The 18,773-nt window shown below is 68.3% G+C and carries 17 protein-coding genes and 3 pseudogenes; 10 read left to right on the forward strand and 10 right to left on the reverse strand.

The window, feature by feature from the left end:
* Positions 1-332 precede the first annotated feature (332 nt).
* The gene (locus AB0E67_RS31635; protein WP_362033210.1) at positions 333-956 is read left to right on the forward strand and encodes a lasso peptide biosynthesis B2 protein; all 624 of its coding nucleotides are present in this window, start codon (positions 333-335) and stop codon (positions 954-956) included.
* 61 nt (positions 957-1,017) lie between these two features.
* A complete protein-coding gene (locus AB0E67_RS31640) occupies positions 1,018-2,784 on the forward strand; it encodes an asparagine synthase-related protein (RefSeq protein ID WP_362033213.1) in 1,767 nt (588 codons plus the stop codon).
* Here AB0E67_RS31640 and AB0E67_RS31645 read toward each other — a convergent pair.
* Together AB0E67_RS31645 and AB0E67_RS31650 are read right to left on the reverse strand one after the other, a co-directional pair.
* Positions 2,771-4,051, reverse strand: a complete 1,281-nt coding sequence (locus AB0E67_RS31645; protein ID WP_362033215.1) for a hypothetical protein — start codon at positions 4,049-4,051, stop codon at positions 2,771-2,773. The genes AB0E67_RS31640 and AB0E67_RS31645 overlap by 14 nt on opposite strands.
* Before the next feature lie 353 nt (positions 4,052-4,404).
* Positions 4,405-4,671: pseudogene (locus AB0E67_RS31650) on the reverse strand (IS701 family transposase); the annotation flags it as partial.
* Positions 4,672-5,205: 534 nt separating this feature from the next.
* On the opposite strand from AB0E67_RS31650, the gene AB0E67_RS31655 reads away from it, so the two are divergent.
* The 5 genes from AB0E67_RS31655 (at position 5,206) to AB0E67_RS31675 (ending at position 8,149) form a co-directional block, all read left to right on the forward strand.
* The gene (locus AB0E67_RS31655; RefSeq protein WP_362033218.1) at positions 5,206-5,784 is read left to right on the forward strand and encodes a Ku protein; all 579 of its coding nucleotides are present in this window, start codon (positions 5,206-5,208) and stop codon (positions 5,782-5,784) included.
* A 207-nt stretch (positions 5,785-5,991) separates the two neighbouring features.
* On the forward strand, positions 5,992-6,327 hold the full coding sequence (locus tag AB0E67_RS31660) for a metalloregulator ArsR/SmtB family transcription factor (protein WP_362033220.1): 336 nt from the start codon (positions 5,992-5,994) through the stop codon (positions 6,325-6,327).
* Positions 6,327-7,058 (forward strand): cation transporter, encoded by a 732-nt coding sequence (locus tag AB0E67_RS31665; protein WP_362033223.1) that lies wholly within the window; start codon positions 6,327-6,329, stop codon positions 7,056-7,058. The genes AB0E67_RS31660 and AB0E67_RS31665 overlap by 1 nt, the downstream gene beginning before the upstream one ends.
* Entirely contained in the window at positions 7,055-7,681 is a 627-nt protein-coding gene (locus AB0E67_RS31670) for an isoprenylcysteine carboxylmethyltransferase family protein (RefSeq protein WP_362033226.1), read from the forward strand. The genes AB0E67_RS31665 and AB0E67_RS31670 overlap by 4 nt, the downstream gene beginning before the upstream one ends.
* Positions 7,682-7,864: 183 nt before the next feature.
* Positions 7,865-8,149, forward strand: a complete 285-nt coding sequence (locus tag AB0E67_RS31675) for a hypothetical protein (protein ID WP_362033229.1) — start codon at positions 7,865-7,867, stop codon at positions 8,147-8,149.
* Between the two features lie 360 nt (positions 8,150-8,509).
* Here AB0E67_RS31675 and AB0E67_RS31680 read toward each other — a convergent pair whose 3' ends face one another.
* On the reverse strand, positions 8,510-8,926 hold the full coding sequence (locus AB0E67_RS31680; protein WP_362033232.1) for a hypothetical protein: 417 nt from the start codon (positions 8,924-8,926) through the stop codon (positions 8,510-8,512).
* Positions 8,927-9,147: 221 nt separating this feature from the next.
* On the opposite strand from AB0E67_RS31680, the pseudogene AB0E67_RS31685 reads away from it, so the two are divergent.
* Both AB0E67_RS31685 and AB0E67_RS31690 read left to right on the forward strand, forming a co-directional pair.
* A pseudogene (locus tag AB0E67_RS31685) lies at positions 9,148-9,469 on the forward strand (ATP/GTP-binding protein); the annotation flags it as partial.
* A 441-nt stretch (positions 9,470-9,910) separates the two neighbouring features.
* Positions 9,911-10,255 carry a hypothetical protein gene (locus tag AB0E67_RS31690; RefSeq protein ID WP_362033262.1) on the forward strand — a complete coding sequence of 115 codons (345 nt, stop codon included), beginning with the start codon at positions 9,911-9,913 and terminating at the stop codon, positions 10,253-10,255.
* Positions 10,256-10,765: 510 nt separating this feature from the next.
* Here AB0E67_RS31690 and AB0E67_RS31695 read toward each other — a convergent pair.
* The 7 genes and pseudogenes from AB0E67_RS31695 to AB0E67_RS31725 form a co-directional block, all read right to left on the reverse strand.
* Complete coding sequence (locus AB0E67_RS31695; RefSeq protein ID WP_362033235.1) at positions 10,766-11,644, reverse strand: urease accessory protein UreD; 879 nt, start codon at positions 11,642-11,644, stop codon at positions 10,766-10,768.
* Positions 11,641-12,336 (reverse strand): urease accessory protein UreG, encoded by a 696-nt coding sequence (gene ureG / locus AB0E67_RS31700; RefSeq protein ID WP_362033238.1) that lies wholly within the window; start codon positions 12,334-12,336, stop codon positions 11,641-11,643. The genes AB0E67_RS31695 and ureG overlap by 4 nt, the downstream gene beginning before the upstream one ends.
* Positions 12,337-12,364: 28 nt before the next feature.
* A complete protein-coding gene (locus AB0E67_RS31705; RefSeq protein ID WP_362033241.1) occupies positions 12,365-13,039 on the reverse strand; it encodes an urease accessory UreF family protein in 675 nt (224 codons plus the stop codon).
* A 118-nt stretch (positions 13,040-13,157) separates the two neighbouring features.
* Positions 13,158-15,176: an urease subunit alpha gene (locus AB0E67_RS31710; protein ID WP_362033257.1), complete on the reverse strand. Its 2,019-nt coding sequence runs from the start codon at positions 15,174-15,176 to the stop codon at positions 13,158-13,160.
* A 29-nt stretch (positions 15,177-15,205) separates the two neighbouring features.
* On the reverse strand, positions 15,206-15,757 hold the full coding sequence (locus AB0E67_RS31715) for an urease subunit beta (protein ID WP_362033260.1): 552 nt from the start codon (positions 15,755-15,757) through the stop codon (positions 15,206-15,208).
* A 9-nt stretch (positions 15,758-15,766) separates the two neighbouring features.
* Positions 15,767-16,063, reverse strand: a pseudogene (locus tag AB0E67_RS31720) (urease subunit gamma); the annotation flags it as partial.
* 513 nt (positions 16,064-16,576) lie between these two features.
* On the reverse strand, positions 16,577-16,765 hold the full coding sequence (locus AB0E67_RS31725) for a hypothetical protein (RefSeq protein WP_362033243.1): 189 nt from the start codon (positions 16,763-16,765) through the stop codon (positions 16,577-16,579).
* On the opposite strand from AB0E67_RS31725, the gene AB0E67_RS31730 reads away from it, so the two are divergent.
* Positions 16,766-18,205, forward strand: a complete 1,440-nt coding sequence (locus AB0E67_RS31730; protein WP_362033246.1) for a hypothetical protein — start codon at positions 16,766-16,768, stop codon at positions 18,203-18,205.
* Positions 18,206-18,773: the final 568 nt, after the last annotated feature.

The following is an 18,773-nucleotide window of genomic DNA, read 5'->3' on the forward strand; positions in this document are numbered from 1 at the left end:
GGCCGGTCGCGGAGCAGGCGGGATTTCGACGACGGGGCCGAGCTAAGGACTGTCCTGCGCCCACTCTGTTGCGCGTCGCGGCACCCGGCAGTACGGTTGCGGGCCATCCAAAGCGGAGTAGCCTTGAATTGACCGGCGTTGCCTGAATTCTGGAGGTAGCGATGTTCTTCCGAATGCTGCGGCGTGGTAGGCCGCATGGGCTTGTCCTTCTCGGAAACGGCCGACTCATCCGGGGCTTCAGCGGCGGCCTCTACGACGGTCACGGATACCAGTCCTGACACCGCCCGCTGCCGCAAAGGCGTTGTCGAAAGGCCGACCTTGGAGGATGTGCGGTGGCAGAGGACACCGACGCCCTGGTGGTCATGGCGCGGTTCCTGTCACCGCATTGCCATGTCGTCAGGACGTCCAGCGGAGCATTGATTGCGGACTGGAAACGGACACGCTTTCTCGGAATGGCGACGGCAGACGTCCAGAAGTTCGCTGACGGAAGCGCTCAGGGACGCGCGGAGCTCGTCACGGGTCTCATTCGCGCCGGGTGTGCGAGGCCCCGCCAAAAGAGGCATCCGCACATCGAGGCCGGGCTCTGGTTGCGTGCAGTGCACCTGCTGATCTGGAGCATGGGATTCGGGCGCGTCCTTAGACTCCTGTCCTTGGCAGCCCCCGATTACACTCGTGCGGACCCGTCCTCGGCCGAGGACGTCGCGAGGCTGAAGCGGGCAGTGCAATCACACGGCCGCAGAAGCTGGTTCGTCAACGACGACTGCAAGGCCGAGGCCGTAACGGCCTTTCTCCTGCTGCGGCGGCGCGGCCTGGAGGCCGTGCTCCACGTCGGTCTGCGCGAGCACCCGTTTGCCTTGCACGCCTGGACGTCTTCGGCCGGCCTGTGCATCCCTGACGCGGATCCACGAGGGCACGCCTTCACGCCGGTTCTCTCGATCGGCTGCGGGGGACAGTGACGTGGAAGCGCTCCGCCTCGCGTGGGCCGGGGGCTCACCCAGGCTTTGGACGGCCGAGGCCATGGCACGGCAGGGACTCGTGACGACCGTCTCCTCGCATGCCGGCACCGCGGCGGTCGTTGGCTGGGTCGGCTCGGTCCGTGATCGCGTGGCGGGCGCACGCGGCCTTCTCGAGGACTTCGGCCAACCGGGAGCCGTACCGCGTCTGCCGATCGGCGACTACGCGGCCGTCTTGGTGTGCCGCGACCGGGTCCTGCTGGTGCGGGACGAGCAGGCACGTATCCCTCTGTTCTTCAGGGAGTCCGGTGGCCGTGTGACCGCGGTGAGCACCTCGGCGCGCTGCCTGGGCGGCATCGCAGAGCTGGAACGTCGCTACTTCTGCCGCTACCTGACCGGCAACATGGCGCAACCGCACTCGGACCTCACCCCGTTCACCGCGGTGCACCGTGTCCTCGGCGGCGAGGTGGTGGAACTGTCGATCAGCGGGGAGATGCACGGTCGGATGGTGCGCCGGTTCCATCAGGCCCACCACTCATCGGCACCAGCAGCAGACGACGGACAACAACACCTCAGTGGGGCGGCGAAGAATCTGCGCCTCGCACTGGAGAGCGCTGTCCGGTGCCGCGTGGGCAGGATGACCGCATGCCACGTCTCCGGCGGCACGGACTCCACCAGCATCGCGTTGCTCGCAGCACGTCTGCTGGCTGCGGGACAGGGCCACCTGGGGGAACTCGTTCTTCTCGCCGGACGCTTCGGCAGGGGCGAACTGGGCGGGGAGCAGTCGTACCTCTACGAGGCGGTGGAAGCGATCCGCCGTCACGCACCGGCAGCCCGTCCGCTGATCGTCGATGCCGACGATGTAGCCGACTTCGACGACTTCCAGCACCATGCGGGGGACGCGGACGAGCCTTACGCACACGCCTTCCGCGCCCCGTTCTGGAGCAGGCTGCATGGTGCTGCGGCGGACCTGGGCTGTGACACTCTCCTGACCGGCTGCGGGGCCGATCCGATCGTGGACGCCAACCCGCTTCACCTGCACAGGCTGGCCCGCACAGCACAACTCCGGCGGATGGCGAAGCAGGCACGCGCCTGGGCCGTGGGCAGTGAGCGGGGCTTGTGGGACGTCGTCTCGGCATACGTAGTGCAGCCAGCTCTTCCGTTGGCAGCCGAACGGGTCACGGCACTCATCCACCGCCGTGGCACGGTGCTCGGCGGCCTCGGCAACTTCGCCCGACCCCCATGGCTGCGGTCCGAATTCGCGCGGGCTCACGGCTACCGCGAGGCCAGCGTCGCGGAGAGCCGCTTTGTATTCGGGCGTAAACCGGAACAATCCCGCTACGACGCGGTCAATTACATTGCCGCTCCCGACTCTCTGTCCTGGAGCCGCGCACCGCAGGACGGATTCTTCCTCTCACATCCATTCCTCGACCCGGAGGTCATCGCCACGATGCGCCGCCTCCCCGCCGAAGCGACGTTCCATCCGGGCCTCCCGAAGGCGGTTCTGCGCGAGGCCATGGCAGACCTGCTCCCGCCCGGGATCCACGGCCGGACTGTCAAGATCCCCTTCAACGACCTCTACGCCCGCGGCCTGCGGACACACGGCAACGAACTCATCGACCTCTGCCGCTCCGCCAGGCATCCGCTGATTGCGGAGATGTTCGCCGTCGACACGCTGTGCCAGGCGGTGAAGGAGGCTCAACTCGGCCTGGGGGACTCATACTCCTGGGATCGCCTCAACAGCTCGCTCGCCCTGGTGATGTGGCTGGAGCGACTGGACCGCCGTCCCCCCGCGCTCGACGCAGCCGTGCCGGTCATCACCGACTCTTGATGTCCCACAGGGTCAGGTTGATCGGGCCCGTCAGGACATCGACAAGACCATACCGGCTCACCAGCTCTGCCTGGGTGCGATCTTCGATCCCGTGGCGCGTGATGGTTTCCCGTATACCAGCGCCCTGCGTGCCGAAGCTCCAATAGACGGTCACGAAGCGAGGAACTCTCGTGTGCTCGTCGATCGCGTTGTTTTCGTGCAACCTGCCGCGATAGATGAGGGAGTCGTATTCCTTCGTATTCATCCACGGGGGCACTTTGCCGCCACGCCAGGAGTATCCCTGGAAATCGATTCTCTTCAGGATGACACGGTCCTTGCGGGCGAGACTTACGCTGGCGTAGAACCCCACCTGGTCGTATGGCGTGTCCATGGGCAGCTGTACAACCATCCGGGTGGCGAAGGTGTCGTTCGCCTCGATCCACTGTCCGATGGGCAGCCACGGTTGCGCCTCAATCAGCTCTCCGGGTTGGTGGATCTCCCTACGGGAGAGCGGGTTGATATCCTGGTATCTAGTCCACTGCTCGGCATCAGCCCGCCACTGGTGGCGCAGCCGGTCCTTCGGGCTGAGCGGCACCCTTTCAGCCATGGCATGGAATTCTGTTCCGAGCACGTAGAAATTCGCATCGTTGCGGTTTTCGAGCGTGATGTCGACAGGAACAGAGAATGCCTTTCGGTCATGACTCACCACAGGTTTGCCCGTGGTCAACCTGATGACAGGCCTGGCCTCGTTCTGAGACGGCTGGTAGAGGTTCTGGTAGCCGAAATTTGCTATCGCGATGACGGAAGAAATGATCAGTGCCGCAGCCACCCTCTTCGGAGCGGGGATGACGACCGATGTCCGCCACACCGCGAAGACAGCCCATGCCGAGCCCGCCGTGAGCGCTCCGAGCAGCGCCGGGTAGGCCACGGAATCACCGTTTTTCAGTACGTCGGCCAGGAGCAGGAGGTTGGCCAACAAAGCAGCCAACGCACCGATCAGCGCCACCAGTCCGGAGTGGGGGAAGCTGTGCCAGACCCAGTGGTCCGCAACCGCGGCAGCGCCCAGCAACGTGGTGAAAGCGACCACGATGAGGACGGCACCGGTGATGCGACCGGGGAAGGTCAGGGCCCCGCTGAAGTTCTCAGTGCCGAACCGACCCATCACCACAGTCGTCACGAGGAGGACCACCAGGATCACCACCATGGAGACCCGCGAGCGTCTGCTCTTCACCATGTTCCGTTGCGCCCGCAGGCGGGTGGTGGTGGCCGACTTGGAGGGGATTCTCACGTGATCCCCCTGAGGCCGCACGCCATGCGTCGAGCGCGCTGACGGCGACCGGATTCGCGCCCGAAGGCGACCGGGAAAGGTCCCGCCGGTCGGCACCGGAGTACGCCAAGAGGACCCACGGGGTGTCTCCTTCGACCGCTACTGGGGCACTGAACGGGTCAATCGCCCTCCGACAAATCCCTGCCGAATTCCTGCGGCACGTACCTCACGGTGCGTCGCGGATTTCCGACCCCCGCAGCGGCCCCGGAAATCCCGTCGCTGCCAGGTGGTTCGAGCATCATCGTCCGCGGTAATCCGCCGGATCACCATCCGGATGCCTCCGGACGGCCCAATACTCCAGCGGCAGATCGTGATCAGGCTGGGGCAGCGGCTTGGCGGTGATAGTGGCTGACCTGCGAACGAGCCTGGTGGCGGCGTCTCCAGCGGGACCGGCGAAGCCGGTGCGTCATGCCGTGGACGCCCTGGATGACGACAGTGATGAACAGGCGCGCGACCTCGTTGCAGGTCAGCGGGATCAGGTTGTCCGGTGCGGGATGGCGGGTGTGTTCGCCGGCGCGGACGACGGTCGGGAAGGCGTGGGCGAGCACGGCGAGGGTGACCCATCGGGACCAGGACGGGTAGAGAGACGCTCTCGTCCTGGACTCGCGGAGCAACGACGGTCCAGGAAGCCACACCATCATCTCCCACCGGCACTGTCTGGCCGAACGAATCCGCCCAGAGAACGCCGGAGAGCGAGCGCGAGCATTGGAGATCGGGAAGATGCCCTGAAGGTCGCAAGGTGCGCGCTACCCGCCTGCTGGGATGGCTGAGCTCGCCGGCTCATTCGACGCGAGCCGACTGGTGGTTCGGAGAAGCCCGCGTCCGCCCCTCCCCCCTGCGCCTGACCCAGCCCAGCGCGCGGCCGGCTGCTGGAGATCCGCGACAACCCGCTCGACCGGATCGCCGAGGCCGAGCGATAGAGCGGGCTCGGCGCGATCGAGGGGCTTCGCGTCAGCCCCGCCGACGCTGCGCTCAAGATCGGCCAGATCGACTCGACGACGTCCGACGGACCGATCCTGCTGGGGCTACCGACGCTCCGATCGGCCCAACAGGGGTGATCGGGCGGAGCGGGGAAGGCGCCCAGCCGCACGACACCGCAGGTCGAGTGTTGATCCATGGTGGCCGGACCCGTATGGACAGGGGCCGTCTCCTTCGGGCTCGTCTCGTTGCCGGTCGCGCTGTACACCGCGACCGACAGCCACACGATCCGCGTACACCAGTTCCAGCACGGCACCGCCGACCGGATCCGCAACCGCCGCGTCGACGAGCGCACCGGCGCCGAGGTCGACGTCGGCGACGTCGTCAAGGGCTGCGCCGCCGGCAGCGAGTACGTGATCGTCGAACCGGGCGAACTCGACGACATCGCGCCCGGCCGGCCCAGGGCCATCGAGGTCCAGAGGCTCGTCGACCTCGACGCGGTCGACCCGATCTTCTTCGACAAGACGTACTGCCTCGGGCCGTACGGCGAGCAGTGCGGCAGACCCACGGTCTGCTGCAACGCGCGCTCACCGAACAGCCCCGGGAAGAAGCCCGCCTTGAAGAAGGGTGCCGCCAGCACATCGAAGGGTGGATCGCCTCGGTCTCTACCCAAGGCCGAGCCGCAGGAGAAGGCAACAAAGGCCGACATCCGCGGGCGCTCCGCCATGACCCACGGCCAACTCGCCGACACCCTCCACCACGTCAAGGGCACATGAGGGACGCCGCCCAGCCCCCGAACAGGGGAACGTGCCTGGGGTGCCGTTGGCGAGTTTGAGCAACGGTTGTTCGCGTCGTCGAGCAGCACTGGGTGGGCGGGTGACTTGAGGTTCACGAGAAACGGGCAGCACCTGCCTTCCTCGGTGAGCCAAGCAGCTCGACAGTTCAGGGTTTCGTGGATTCATGAATGAATGTACTGTCGTGGCATGCTGACCGTTGCCTCCGACATCGAGGTGCTGGCCCGGTTCGGCCGTGCGCTCGCCGACCCGATCCGCTGCCGCATCTTGCTCGCCCTGCGCGAGGCCCCCGCCTACCCGGCCGACCTTGCCGACGCCCTCGGCATCTCCCGAACCCGGCTGTCGAACCACCTGGCGTGCCTGCGCGACTGCGGCCTGGTGGTCACTGCCCCGGACGGGCGCCGCACCCGCTACGAGCTCGCCGACGAACGTCTCGGCCACGCGCTCGACGACCTGCGCACCGCCGTGGTTGCCGTCGAGACCGGCCGGTCGTGCCCGGACGCCGACGAGAAGGGCTGCTGCTGATGACGGCGATCTCCCTCGGGCCGTGCCCGACCCGGCGTGATGCGCTCACGCGCCGGATACGGCTGCTGGTCGCCGCGACCATCACCTACAACGTCATCGAGGCGATCGTCGCCATCACCGCCGGTACGATCGCCTCCTCCACGGCCCTGGTCGGCTTCGGCCTCGACTCGGTCATCGAGGTCTCCTCCGCCGCTGCGGTCGCCTGGCAGTTCTCCGCCCGCGAGCACGCGGTGCGCGAGGCCCGGGAGAAGACGGCCCTGCGGATCATCGCCATCTCCTTCTTCGCGCTCGCCATGTACGTCGCCATCGACGCCGTCCGCGCCCTGACCGGGACCGGCGAGGCCGATCGGTCGATCCCCGGCATCGTCATCGCGGCCCTGTCGCTGGCGATCATGCCGTTCCTGTCCGCCGCCCAGCGCAAGGCCGGGCGTGAACTCGGCTCCGCCAGCGCGGTCGCCGACTCCAAGCAGACGCTGCTGTGCACCTACCTGTCCGCCGTGCTCCTGGTCGGCCTCGTCCTCAACGCCACACTCGGCTGGTCCTGGGCCGACCCGATCGCCGCGCTCGTCATCGCCGCCGTCGCGGTGAAGGAGGGCCGCGACGCCTGGCAGGGCAAGGGCTGCTGCGCACCCACCGCCGCCGCCCCGGCGGTGCCGTCGGCCGGCGCGGACGCGTGCGGCTGCCAGCCGGGCTGTGCCTGCTGCGCTCCGGGCGCGGACGCGGGCCGGTGAAGGGCTGGGCCTGGGCGGCGCTCGTCCTCTACTCGGGGTGGGCGGGATTCGCCTTCGGTATCCGCGCAGCTCTCCAGCGCCGCCGCACCGGCGATGCGGGCTTCCGCGGCATCGCCGGCCGCCCCGGCGAAGCTTCCTGGTGGGCCGGTGTGCTGTTCGTCGCCGCTCTGCTGGGCGGAGCCGCCGCCCCGGTGGCGGCGCTCACGGGGCTTCCCACGTGGAAGTTCGGCGCGGCGCTGCACGGGTCGGGCCTGGCCCTCACACTGGCCGGGATGGCGCTCACCACAGTCGCCCAGCTGGCCATGGGCGCCTCGTGGCGCGTCGGGGTGGACGCCGGTGAACGCACCGCGCTGGTCACCTCCGGAGTGTTCTCCCATGTGCGCAACCCCGTCTTCACCGCGATGGCCGTCACCGCACTCGGGCTCGGACTGATGGTGCCCAATCTGATCGCAGGCGCCGCCCTCGTGGCCCTGATCGCGGCAGTGCAGCTGCAGGTCCGAGTGGTCGAGGAGCCTTATCTCGCCTCTGTCCACGGAGACGACTACGCCGCCTACAGCGCCGGCACCGGACGCTTCCTGCCGGCCGTCGGGAGACGAGCGGTTCGAGAGGAGCCCGAAGCGTGACTGGCCTATTTTGCGAACGCCCTCCCGCCCCGACGCTGCCGCAACTCGCGGATGCTCGCACCGGCGCTGACGCTCGGCTGCCTCTCGAGCCGCTGTCGAAACGCCCCTCGCTCTCGGGTTCTGGCACACCTTCCGTGCAGCGAACACTCCCCGATACGCCAATGGCACCAGTTCGCAGAGGAGTTGGAACCCTGCACGGCCGAGCATCTGGCGCTCGAGCATCTTGATCCGGTTGACATGGCCTTCGACCACGCTCGAGTTCCAGGGCAGGGTGAGACCGGCAACGAAGGCATCGCGGTCTCGGTCGATACCCGCAGCGAGGGTATGAACGCTCGGCAGGTCGTCCTGCCGGGCGGCGTCGAGCCAGTTCGGCAGGCGCTCGCCCCGGCGGTCGGTGAGCATGACCGCGAAGGAGCGGTCGTGCCGGGTGGGGCGTCGAGTTCGGGGCAGTGGGTGCGGACTTATTGAGCCGGAACTGTTCGGGCTCGGTGAGGGTTGCCGGGCGCACACCACCTGGCTGCCCACCGATCGCACCCTGTACCGGGGGTACAAGGCGGCTGAGGCGTGCCCCGCCCGCACGCCGATACCGAACTCGGAGGACTGCCTGCGGAAGATCGCCTTCATCTGGCGCGGCGTCGTCGTGGTGGTCGCCGCGGGAGACGTCCGGAGGAGTTCCGCCGACGTGCCTCGTGACGAACCCCAGACAACAGCCGCCGTGGGCACGTCCGCGTGGCTGCCGACGGCGTTGGCTCTGATGTACGGCGCGTGCACCGGGGCGGATGGGACCACCCCGGTGCCGACAAGCCTCTGCTGCGGTGGCGGTGCGTCTCAGCGGACCGTCACGTTGAAGACCGGGGAGGCCGTGGTGCCGCTGATGATGCGCAGGTCGTTCTTGCCCTTCAGCCCGAGCTTGACGCCGAGCGAGTAGGAGCCGTCCCGCGAGATGCTCGTGGATGCGGGCAGGCCGACCCACTTGCCGTGCTGCTTCTGCTGAAGGGTCACCTTGCTGCCCGCCTTGAGACCGGTGGTCCCGCCCGTGACGCGGAACAACTGCCAGGCGCGGACGGAGGACACCGACGGCTCTGCCGTGATGTCGGCCTTGGCGGGCACGGCCTTCTGTGCGACGACCGGGGTCGTGGTGTCCGTAGCCGGCGTGGCTGCCGTTGCGGTGCCCGCGAGGGCAAGGGAAGCCGCGCCGAGGACACCGACGACGGCAATGCGCAGGGAGCGCCGTTTCGAGACCATCACAGATCTGCCCCTTTCGATGATGAGAACAGCCTTTCGCGCCAAAGAGCACCTACATGCCGATTGGCGTAGTCACTAGAAACGACGACACAGCGGAGGCGCACGTTCACTGGGTCATTGTCGCTGTCTTGTAACAGCCGAGCAGGGCCGGGGCGATGGCATCCGGACCCTCGGCGGCGCAGCTGCAGCGGCCTGCACCCCACCTCTTCGTCGCGTCCCTCGCCACCGAGAAGACCCTCGCCGCGGAGTTCGCCCCGCTACCTCGACATTCCTGTCACCACCCGGATACTCCAGGCCCAGACCGCCGGCGCGGTCTGCCGCACCTGCAGCCAGGCCGGTGTCCGCCTCGTCCTCATCGACGAGATCCTTCCCCTCAACCCCCGCACCACCAGCGGCGCCCAGGCCGCCGACCTCCTCAAAGACCTCACCGAACGCATCGGTGCGACGTTCGTGTACGCGGGCATCGACGTCACCACGACCGCCTTGTTCAGCGGTGCGCGTGGCGCTGGGCGGGCCTCACTCATCGAGTACGGGCCACTCCCCCGGGCTCCTCGTGGAGGGAGACATCTCAGCTCGGTCCGGCCGCCGCTGCTGCGAGCCGGCCCTACGCCGGAGACATGGCGGGATTGCGTGGTGGCGGAGGCCGTGGCCACCGGCTCCTCCGCCCCGGTTCCCGCCGTCGGTGTGTCGCATTCGGTCTGTAGCCGCATTGCGGACCGCACGGGATGGTCATGGTGCAGCGCCCTTGCGTGCTGCCTGGCGTATGCGCGGATCGGCGGTGTGGTCGTCGGCGATGCTGCCGAAGGGTGTCCGGTCGGCCGGGGTGTCGTTTTCCGTACGTGGACGGCAACGACTCCGAATCCCTGCTCGGCCGGCTCGCCGGCTGACGGAGGCCGCCGTTGCTGTGCTGGGCGCGGCGGAGGCGGAGGACTGGTCGTCGGTCGACATGGATCCCACGAAGGAGACAAAAGGATGAACGCATCGATGAGAACTGCAGCCGCAGGAGCGGTCGGCATCGCCCTACTGGCGCTGACAGCACCGGCGGCGAGGGCCGTCGGCGAGAACACGAGCGAGGCAGTCGGCGTCCTCTGCGGCACCGACGGCAGAACGGGGCTCTCGGTGGGGACGGCCCACGCCAGGGACTGCGCCACAGCACTCCAGGTCGCGAGCGCCTACACGCGGAGCTGGGACAGCGACGGCGAAGGGGCCACGACCGTCCACGTCTCAGGATCCTCCTGGCGCTGTCGCGAAAGGCCGGGCCCGCTGAATCCGTATCAGCAATGCGTCGAGACAGGCGGCACCGGCCGCTGGGTCACCCTGACGTCCTGATCAAGGCGCCCGTCGAAGTAACGGGCCTGCTGGTCGCAGCGCTCGCCGATTCTCCGAACCTGCTTCGGAGACGTGCTCGTGACGTACGTCCGCATGCTCGTGGCGCCGGCCGGCACTGGGGGCCGAGGCCGACGTCACGAAGGACCCCCTGCTGGGCGGTGGGCGCCCCAGCGGTGGAAGTCACCGCGGGCCGCGAAGCTGTAGGTGCGGCGCAAGAGGCTGCTCGACCTGCCGGAAGCCGGGATGTGTGGAAGCCCGGAGAGGAGGTGCGGGAGGCCAGCGCCGCCGCGCTCCGGCCCTGCCGGCGGGCCGCCGGACACCTCGCGCCCCGCCGCCGCATCGCTCGCAGGGCATCGAGTCCTTCGTCCGGCCGGGCCGGCGCCGCCGGACCATCGAGCGCACCATGTCCCGGCCCGCCGGCTGCCGCCGCCCGCACCGCCGCTACGAACACAAGGCCGGGCTTCCTGGCCTTCACCGCCATCGCCTGCACCCCCATCTGCTCCCGCAGAATCACCAAATGAGACGACCGCCAGGAACCCCTCCATCGCAGAGGGCGTGTGCGAGGGCCTCGTCAAGCAGTTCCCGCAGGGTTGAGGGGGTCGGTGCGACGGCGGTCGCGAGCAGTGCCGGGCCGTTGGCCAGTGGTGTGAGAACAGCGCACCCGTCCCGGGAGCCCTCGCGGAGGAGGACCGGGTCGTGGCGCGTGCCCATCTTCGGGTCCACGAGCAGGATTTGGCCGACGGCGCGGTGTCCGTTCAGCCCGGCCGGGCCGTCCCAGCCGGGTTCCGGGCTCCCATATGCCGCCTGCTGGTCGAGCAGCGGTCTTCCGGCACGGTGGACCAGGAGTCGGCTCACGAGGTGGCCCGGGTCCTCGTCGGCCCGGCCCAGAATCTGCTCCTCCCGCAGCAACAAACGGGCGGTGGGGGCGAGTTCGACTCTGCACGTCTGCCGGAGGTTGCTGCCGGCGGCGCTGATCAGCGGCTGGGGCAACCAGCGCAGGCCGGCGTGTTCCCCGGCGGTGAGCCGTACGTCGTAGGTGGCCGGGGCCGTGGTGGCGCCACGCAGGGCGACTGCAGCGGCGGCTGTCGTGACCTCCAGGACGGCCCGGTCCTCCACGGTGACGTCGATGGTGAGTCGGTCGCCGCCGAGTGGGGCGCTCATCGCACCGATGATCCCCACCTTGGCGGAGTTCCCGTCCGTGCGCATGCGTCGAAGGTGGAACGGGCCGTCACTGCGTAGCCGCGGAAGCGTGGTGGCGCGTCCGTTGTGCGTGGCGTGGATGCGGGCTGTGGCCCGCACTCCGTGCGGGTGCCCGGCGGGCTCCTCGGCGGCGGAGCGGGCTACGGTCGACGCCGCCCGGTCGTCGACGAGTCGTGCGGCGGGGCTCATACGGCTGCCTTGGCACGCCACTCGGAGAGGTGCGCGGTGACCCAGTCGGCGACCTCGCGGATGCCGTCGTCGGAGATCAGGCTGGTGAAGATGACGGGAAGGTCACCGCGTTGCCGTTGGGCGTCGACGGCCATGGTGACGAGGTCGGCTCCCACGTGCGGGGCGAGGTCGGTCTTGTTGACGACGAGGAGGTCGGCGGTGGTGATGCCGGGGCCGCCCTTGCGGGGGATGTCGTCGCCGCTGGAGACGTCGATGACGAAGATCTGCACGTCGACGAGGCCCTTGGAGAAGGTGGCGGTGAGGTTGTCGCCACCGGACTCGACGAGCACGAGATCGAGGGGGTGAAGGGTCTCCTCCAGGTGTTCGACGGCCTCCAGGTTGGCCGAGATGTCGTCGCGGATCGCGGTGTGCGGGCACGCGCCGGTCTCCACCGCGGTGATCCGCTCGGGCGGTAGCACGGCCTCACGCAGCAGGTACTCGGCGTCCTCGCGTGTGTAGATGTCGTTGGTGACGACGGCGATGGACCAGCGGTCGCGCAGGGTGCGGCAGATCGCGGCGACGCTGGCCGTCTTGCCGGAGCCGACGGGCCCGCCCAGTCCGACTCGGAGGGCTCGGCGGCTGCCGTCGGCGCGGAGCGGCTCGGCGCTGTGGGTGTGGCGCTGCGGCATGGTCACAGGGGGGTCGAGGTGCACGAAGAACTCCAGGTGAGGAGAGAGGGTTTCAGGAGGCGAAGAGCCGGACGGTCCAGGCAGCGTGCTGTTCGCCGGTGATGTCCAGCAGCGGAGAGGACGCGGACGGCAGTGCGTCGACACCCTCGGTCGTGACCCGGTCCGCGGCCTGGACGGCAACTGTGGCGACGGCGTCGATATCGGAGCCGAGGCGTGCCAGCAGCCCCGAGACGTCGAGGGGGTCGAGGCTCAGCAGGCGCACTGCCGCGGTGGCCGGGCCGCCGGCGTTCTCGTACGCGGCGGCACAGGCGGCGTCCAGAGGGGTGAGCCCGGCGGCCCGGGCGGCGAGGCCCAGCACGAGCGGCTGGTGGGCGCCCTGGGGGCGTTCGGCGGCCAGTAGTTCCAGGTCTTCGGACGGAAAGGTCGCACGGGCTGCGCGCATCATCTGTCGGCCGAGCCGACGGGCGACGGCTCGGAGCGCGGGGACGGGGGTACGTGCGTCGGCGGCGTCGTCCAGCAGCAGCGGGTCATGTCCGGCGGCGGCCGCGGCGGCCAGGCCGGCCGCGGTCAGGCCGGTGGTGTACAGACGGCCGACGCAGAATGCCTCCAGGCTGTCGGTGTCGTGTACGGCTCCGTGGGCGACGGCGGCTTCGACGCCGCCCGAGTGGGCGTGCCCTCCGGCGGGGAAGCGGCCGTCGGCCAGGAGGAGCAGGGCTGCACGGCTCATGGTCGAGCGGCTGCCTTTCGCAGGGTCGGAAGTTGTGCCGGGCGCGGGCGGGCATGGTGCGCCGGCCCCGATGGCCCGGCCTCGATGCTGTTGCTCCGACGGCCGGGCCGGTGTCGGTTCAGAAGAGGAAGTACCGCTGTGCCAGGGGCACTTCGTCGACGTAGGAGCGCGGCACGGTCGCGCCATTGAGTTCGGTGCGGGCGTCGGTCGTGGTCGCACCGCCAATGGTGACCTCGAAGCTGTTGTGGTCGACTTCGAGGCTCGTCAGCGCCGTGCCGTCGTTCAGCTTCATGTCGGCCTTCGTGACGTGCCGGGTGCTCGTGATGTCGACGAAGTCCTTGTCGAGGCCGAGACCCGGATTGCCGCTGGTGCCGTCTCCGTTCAGTTTGCCGGCCACGCCCGGAGCCACGAAGTTCACCGAGTTGCGTCCCGGCGAGCGGCCGGTGGAGCCCCACACCGGGCGCGGCAGGTAGGGCTGCGGCGTCGTGATCGACGCATTGGCGTCGCCGACCTGCGCGTACGCGAGCTGACCGCCCTTGAGGAGCATGTGAGGTCTGACACCGAAGAATCGCGGCTCCCACAGCACCAGGTCGGCGAGTCTCCCGGTCTGCACGGAGCCGACGTGGCTGTCGATGCCGTGCGTGATCGCCGGGTTGATCGTGTACTTGGCGACGTACCGGCGCGCCCGGACGTTGTCGTTCGGTTGCAGCTGCTGGTCGTTGAAGGGGTGGGTCGCATCCTCGGTGATCCTGCGGACATTCGCGGCTTCGAGGTCCTCCGTCAGCGCTCCGTAGCGGCGCTTCATGACGTGCGCGGTCTGCCAGGTACGCATGATCATCTCCCCGATGCGGCCCATCGCCTGGGCGTCGGAGGACATCATGGAAATGGCACCCATGTCGTGGAGGAGGTCCTCCGCGGCCATGGTGGACGGCCGGATCCGGGAGTCGGCGAAGGCCATGTCCGCCGGAACCTCGGGGTTGAGGTGATGGCACACGATCATCATGTCGACGTGCTCCTTGACGGTGTTGACCGTCAGGGGGCGCGTCGGGTTGGTCGAGGCCGGTAGCACGTTCGGTTCCTTGACCAGCTCGATCATGTCCGGTGCGTGACCGCCACCGGCACCCTCGACATGGAAGATGTGGATGGATCGTGCCTTCTTCTTCGTGCACTCCCCTTCTGCGTCCTTTCCGTCGCCCGTGAAGGCTGCTCGTGTGCTCTCCAGGAACCCCGCTTCGTTCAGCGAGTCGGCGTGCAGAGCGAGCTGGACGCCGCGCTCTTCGCAGACGTCCAGCGCCCGGTCGATCACCGCGGGCGTGGCGCCCCAGTCCTCGTGGACCTTGAAGCCACAGGCACCGGCGTCCACCTGTGCGTTGAGCTCGTGCTTGTTCATCGTGCTGCCCTTGCCGAGCAGGCCGATGTTGACCGGAAACTCGTCCAGCGCCTCGAAGAGCCGCGTGATGTGCCAGGCGCCCGGGGTCACGGTGGTGGCCGTACTGCCCTCGGCCGGCCCTGTGCCGCCGCCGATCAGGGTGGTCACACCCGAGGCCAGAGCCTCGTGGATCTCCCCCGGGCAGATGAAGTGGACATGGGTGTCCACGCCACCCGCGGTGAGGATCCGCCCGTTGCCGGAGATGACCTCGGTGCTCGGCCCGACCGCGAAGCTCACCGGCGTCACCGGAACCGGCACCGTATTGCCGTTCGTCGCGCGGTTCGGCATCTCGAAACTGTCGCTCGGGATCGGGTCCATCGTCTCGGGGTTGTACGCCTTGCCCATGGCCGCGATCTCGCCGTCGCGGATGCCGATGTCGGCCTTGACCACGCCCCACCAGTCGAGGATCAGCGCGCCCGTGATGACGGTGTCCACGGGCCTGTGATCCGTGATCTCGCCTTCGCTGTTCCTCCCGTCCCTGGCGAGGTGGGACATTCCCATCGACTCCCGGATCACCTTGCCGCCGCCGAAGACCATCTCATTGCCGCTGTACGCAGGGCCGCCGCTCCAGTCGGCCTCGATCTCCAGCGTGAGGTCGGTGTCGGCGAGCCGGACCCGGTCCCGCGTGGTCGGCCCGTACAGCGCGGTGTAGTCCGCCCGCGTCAGCTCATTGCTCGGCTGCGGCCGGCCCTTCACGGGCTTCGGCATCCGGCTGCGCCCCTGTCCCCGCAGATTGCTCATCGGACGATTCCTTCGCGCAGTCCCTGGATCTTGGTGAGGTCGCTGGTGTTGCTGCCGCCGGCCGTGACATCGCCCTGGATCTGCACCAGCTCCACGCAGCACTCGTCACCCGGTTCGAAGCGCACGGCCGTGCCTGCGGCGATGTTGAGCCGTCGGCCCTTCGCCGCATCGCAGTCCCAGAGCCTGCCGCCACGCGGGACTGCCTGACCGGCAGGGATCTCGATACCGATGACCTTGAGCCCCGGGTTGACCTCGGCGAAGTGATAGTGGGAAGCGACCTGAATGGGACGGTCCGACTCGTTCTTCACCTTGATCTTCGTCTTGCCCGGGCCCGGCAAGGTGGTGGCGTCCTGTTGCAGGCTGACACTCTGCGTGTCCCCGTCGAGGTGCACGTTGAAGTGGATGGCGTCGTACCGGGAGGCCGTGTCGTCGTACTCGTCCCAGCCCACGGGCGAGTTGCCGCCGTCGTCGCAGTCGACCGGCGATCCTGGCGTGCGGGGCGGCCGGGGGTGCTCGACCTTGCCCGGATGGACCTCGGTCTCCTCCATGGCCTCCGAAATGGGATCGTGGATGGTGACCAGCTTGGTGCCGTCCGGGAAGGTGGCCTCCACCTGGACGCTGTTGATCATCTCCGGGACGCCGTCCATCACCTCGTCCCGGGTGATCAGACGCCGGCCCGAGTCCATGATGTCGCTGACCGTCCTGCCGTCGCGCGCCGCCTCGAAGACGTGCACCGTCAGCAGAGCCACTACTTCCGGGTAGTTGAGGAGCAGCCCGCGGTCGCGGCGCCTCTGTGCAACGTCGGCTGCGACATGGATCAGCAGGCGCTCCTGCTCATGCGGAGTCAAATGCACGATGAGCCATTTCTCTTGGTCGGGCAGTGCATGCGGCCAGGCGGGCCGGAGATCACGAACACGTTCCGCAGGACGGCAGCCGGGCGTCTTTCGATCATCGGCAGACAAGATCGGCAAAGCGACCAATACGCCGATGAACCACACGATCTATTGAATTCGCGATACGGGATACGTAGTCGCCGGGCCGCCGGACACGAGAATCCCCGGGTCGAGACCCCACTCGCCGTCGGTGCGGTGCGTCGTGCGGGTCGGTGTGGGGCCTGGGAGCGCGCCGGCGAATGCGGTCGTGGCGCGGTGGTGGGGCCAGGCTCTGCACTGCGAGCATGGAGCGGTGAGCACGCTCAGCGGTTCACCTCTGACGCCTGTCCCGGACTTGCGCCGAGGGACGAGACCGGCGTCGTCCCCTGCTCCACCATTGGCGTCCCGCCACATGGCCACCTCCACCTCTGGGACTGGAACTCCGAGGCGTTTACGTCGGAGAACGTGACAGACGGGAGGGCCGGCCGGCACGACTCAGAATCCGGAACCGGCCTGACTGCGGAGGTCGTCGATGTGGGTGAGCACCTCGTCCACGTGCGGGCACACTTGAGCCTTCAGATCGTGACTCCGGATTTCGTCCTCGTAGTGGCAGTTGCGGTACAGGTCTCTGGCATGCTCCAGAGCCGAGCAGTGCTTGGTAGCGGTGGTTTCCAGGCTGTCCATGTGAACGTTGAAGATCTTGAATGGCAGGCAGACACCTGGGGCGGAGTCTCCCCGCGGGTGGTGGACTCCCTTGTGGAATGTGGGCACCTGGATCTCGTGGTGCAGGCCGCCAACGAGCGCGGGGACTGGTTCTGCGCACGGGCGGCGGTGCGTGAGCTATGTGCCCTGGAGGAATTCGAACGGGCCTGGGCGGTGATGAAGCCGTTCACGGAGACCAACTGGCTGCCTGCCGTTTCGGCGGGCGCCGACATCCTGCTCCGGTGGGGCCGGGTCGAGGAGGCGCTGGCGCTGGCGCGCCCGGACGGAGCGACGTGGAAGGCAGGCGAGGTGTGCCAGGCCTACGCCGACGTCCTGGTGAAGGCCGGGCGGGTGGACGAGGCGATCACGGTCCTGGAGCCTCACCTGATGGAGGGGTGGGTGCTGCCGTCACTGGTAGAGATGACCGAGGGACAGGGCAGGGACGAGCGGGTCCTGGAACTGCTTGTCCCGCTCGCGGAGGAGGCCAGGAGGGGCCAGGCCGGAGGCCGACCGCACGCGCTGTGGAGAGCTTTGGATTTGCAGGCCGAAGTCTTGGAGAGGTCGGGTCGGGTCGACGAGGCGATACGGATCCTCGGCGCGGACGTGGCCGCGCGCCGGTATGGCCCCCAGAACACGGTCCAGTCCTACGCGGAACTTCTCGCCCGGCACGGACGGATGGAGGAGCTGCGCCAGGCGGCCACCGGTGGCCACGCACGCGAGGCATTCCGTCCGTTGGTGATGGCCTTGGAGAACGCGGGGCGGGCACCTGAAGGCGAGACGATGCTGCGCGAATTCATCGACACCACCGACTACCCGCGTAACTACCAGTCCCTCCTGATGGAGTTGCTGGCCCGACAGGGACGGATCGACGAGGCCGTCGAGGCGGTGCGGACCACCTTCGAAGACCCCTGGGAAGGCCTTCTACAACCGGCGGTGCTCATGCTCGCCGAAAACGGACTCCACGAACGGGCACTGCGACTCCTGGATGAGCGCAGCCCGGAGTTTCTCGAAGAGAGCCTGGACTGGGTACCGTCCAACCGATGGCTCCTGATGGGGGAATCAGGACGTTGCCGCGAAGCCATCGCGGAGGTTGAAGCCATGCCCGGACTGGAGCCGGACGAGCGGGACACCACAATCGCCTGGCTGCTGGCACAGGACGGCCGAGTGGACGAAGCCATCGACCTGCTCCGGTCCTATGCCGAACGCAGCATCGCCACAGACCTTGCCGAGCTGCTGATCAGACAGAACCGCCCTGCCGAGGCCATCGCCGCCATCCCCGGTGTCGCTGCCCAGCGGAGGGAGGAGCAACGGCGGTGGGGTACCTGGAGCAGCAAGGATGACGGCGCCGGGTGCACTGACGAGTGGAGTAGCGAGGAGGCCAGTGATGGATGCGCCGAAGGGCCGCCGCTTCAGCGCTCGTAGTCGGCAACTCCGCATTCAAGTCCTCTGGTGCACCCCGCGGGATCATCAACGTTCGAGATGAATCCCAAAGGATCGAGCTCAGCTGACAGGAAGCGCCGGTCGCCAGGAAGCTGTCCCGGACGTGTGGAGCTGGGCAGCGTCTGCCGCGCAACGTTCTGGCGGCATTCTTCGGCCGAACCCAAGGGCTGCCCCGTGCCTCTGCAGCAATTCGACGGGTTCACCGTCGAATGCAACCTAATTTGCCGACCCGGGCTCGAATTGCTAAGCAATTCGGCCAGACGGAATTCGCTCCATGAATTCCTTGGGACGGCAGGGCGGGGCCTGCTCTTCGATGCGGCCTGACCTGAGTCGAGTTCAAGTCTCTTCTCCCGTCCCCGTTGCTCGTGCGGGCCTGACCCGAGAACGGCACGCTCGCATCCCAGGTCGGGCACGTGCCGCCTCTCCGCCTCAGCAACCGTGCCGGCACCCAGAGTTACTGAGTTTGAACTCGTGATGTCATAGGGGCTGACGGGCTGTGGTCTCCTGCGGTATCACCGGGGCGTGAGGTATCCACAGGGTGGCGGGCTGA

It is taken from the genome of Streptomyces sp. NPDC032161 (genome assembly GCF_040636995.1).
Classification (GTDB): Bacteria; Actinomycetota; Actinomycetes; order Streptomycetales; family Streptomycetaceae; genus Streptomyces.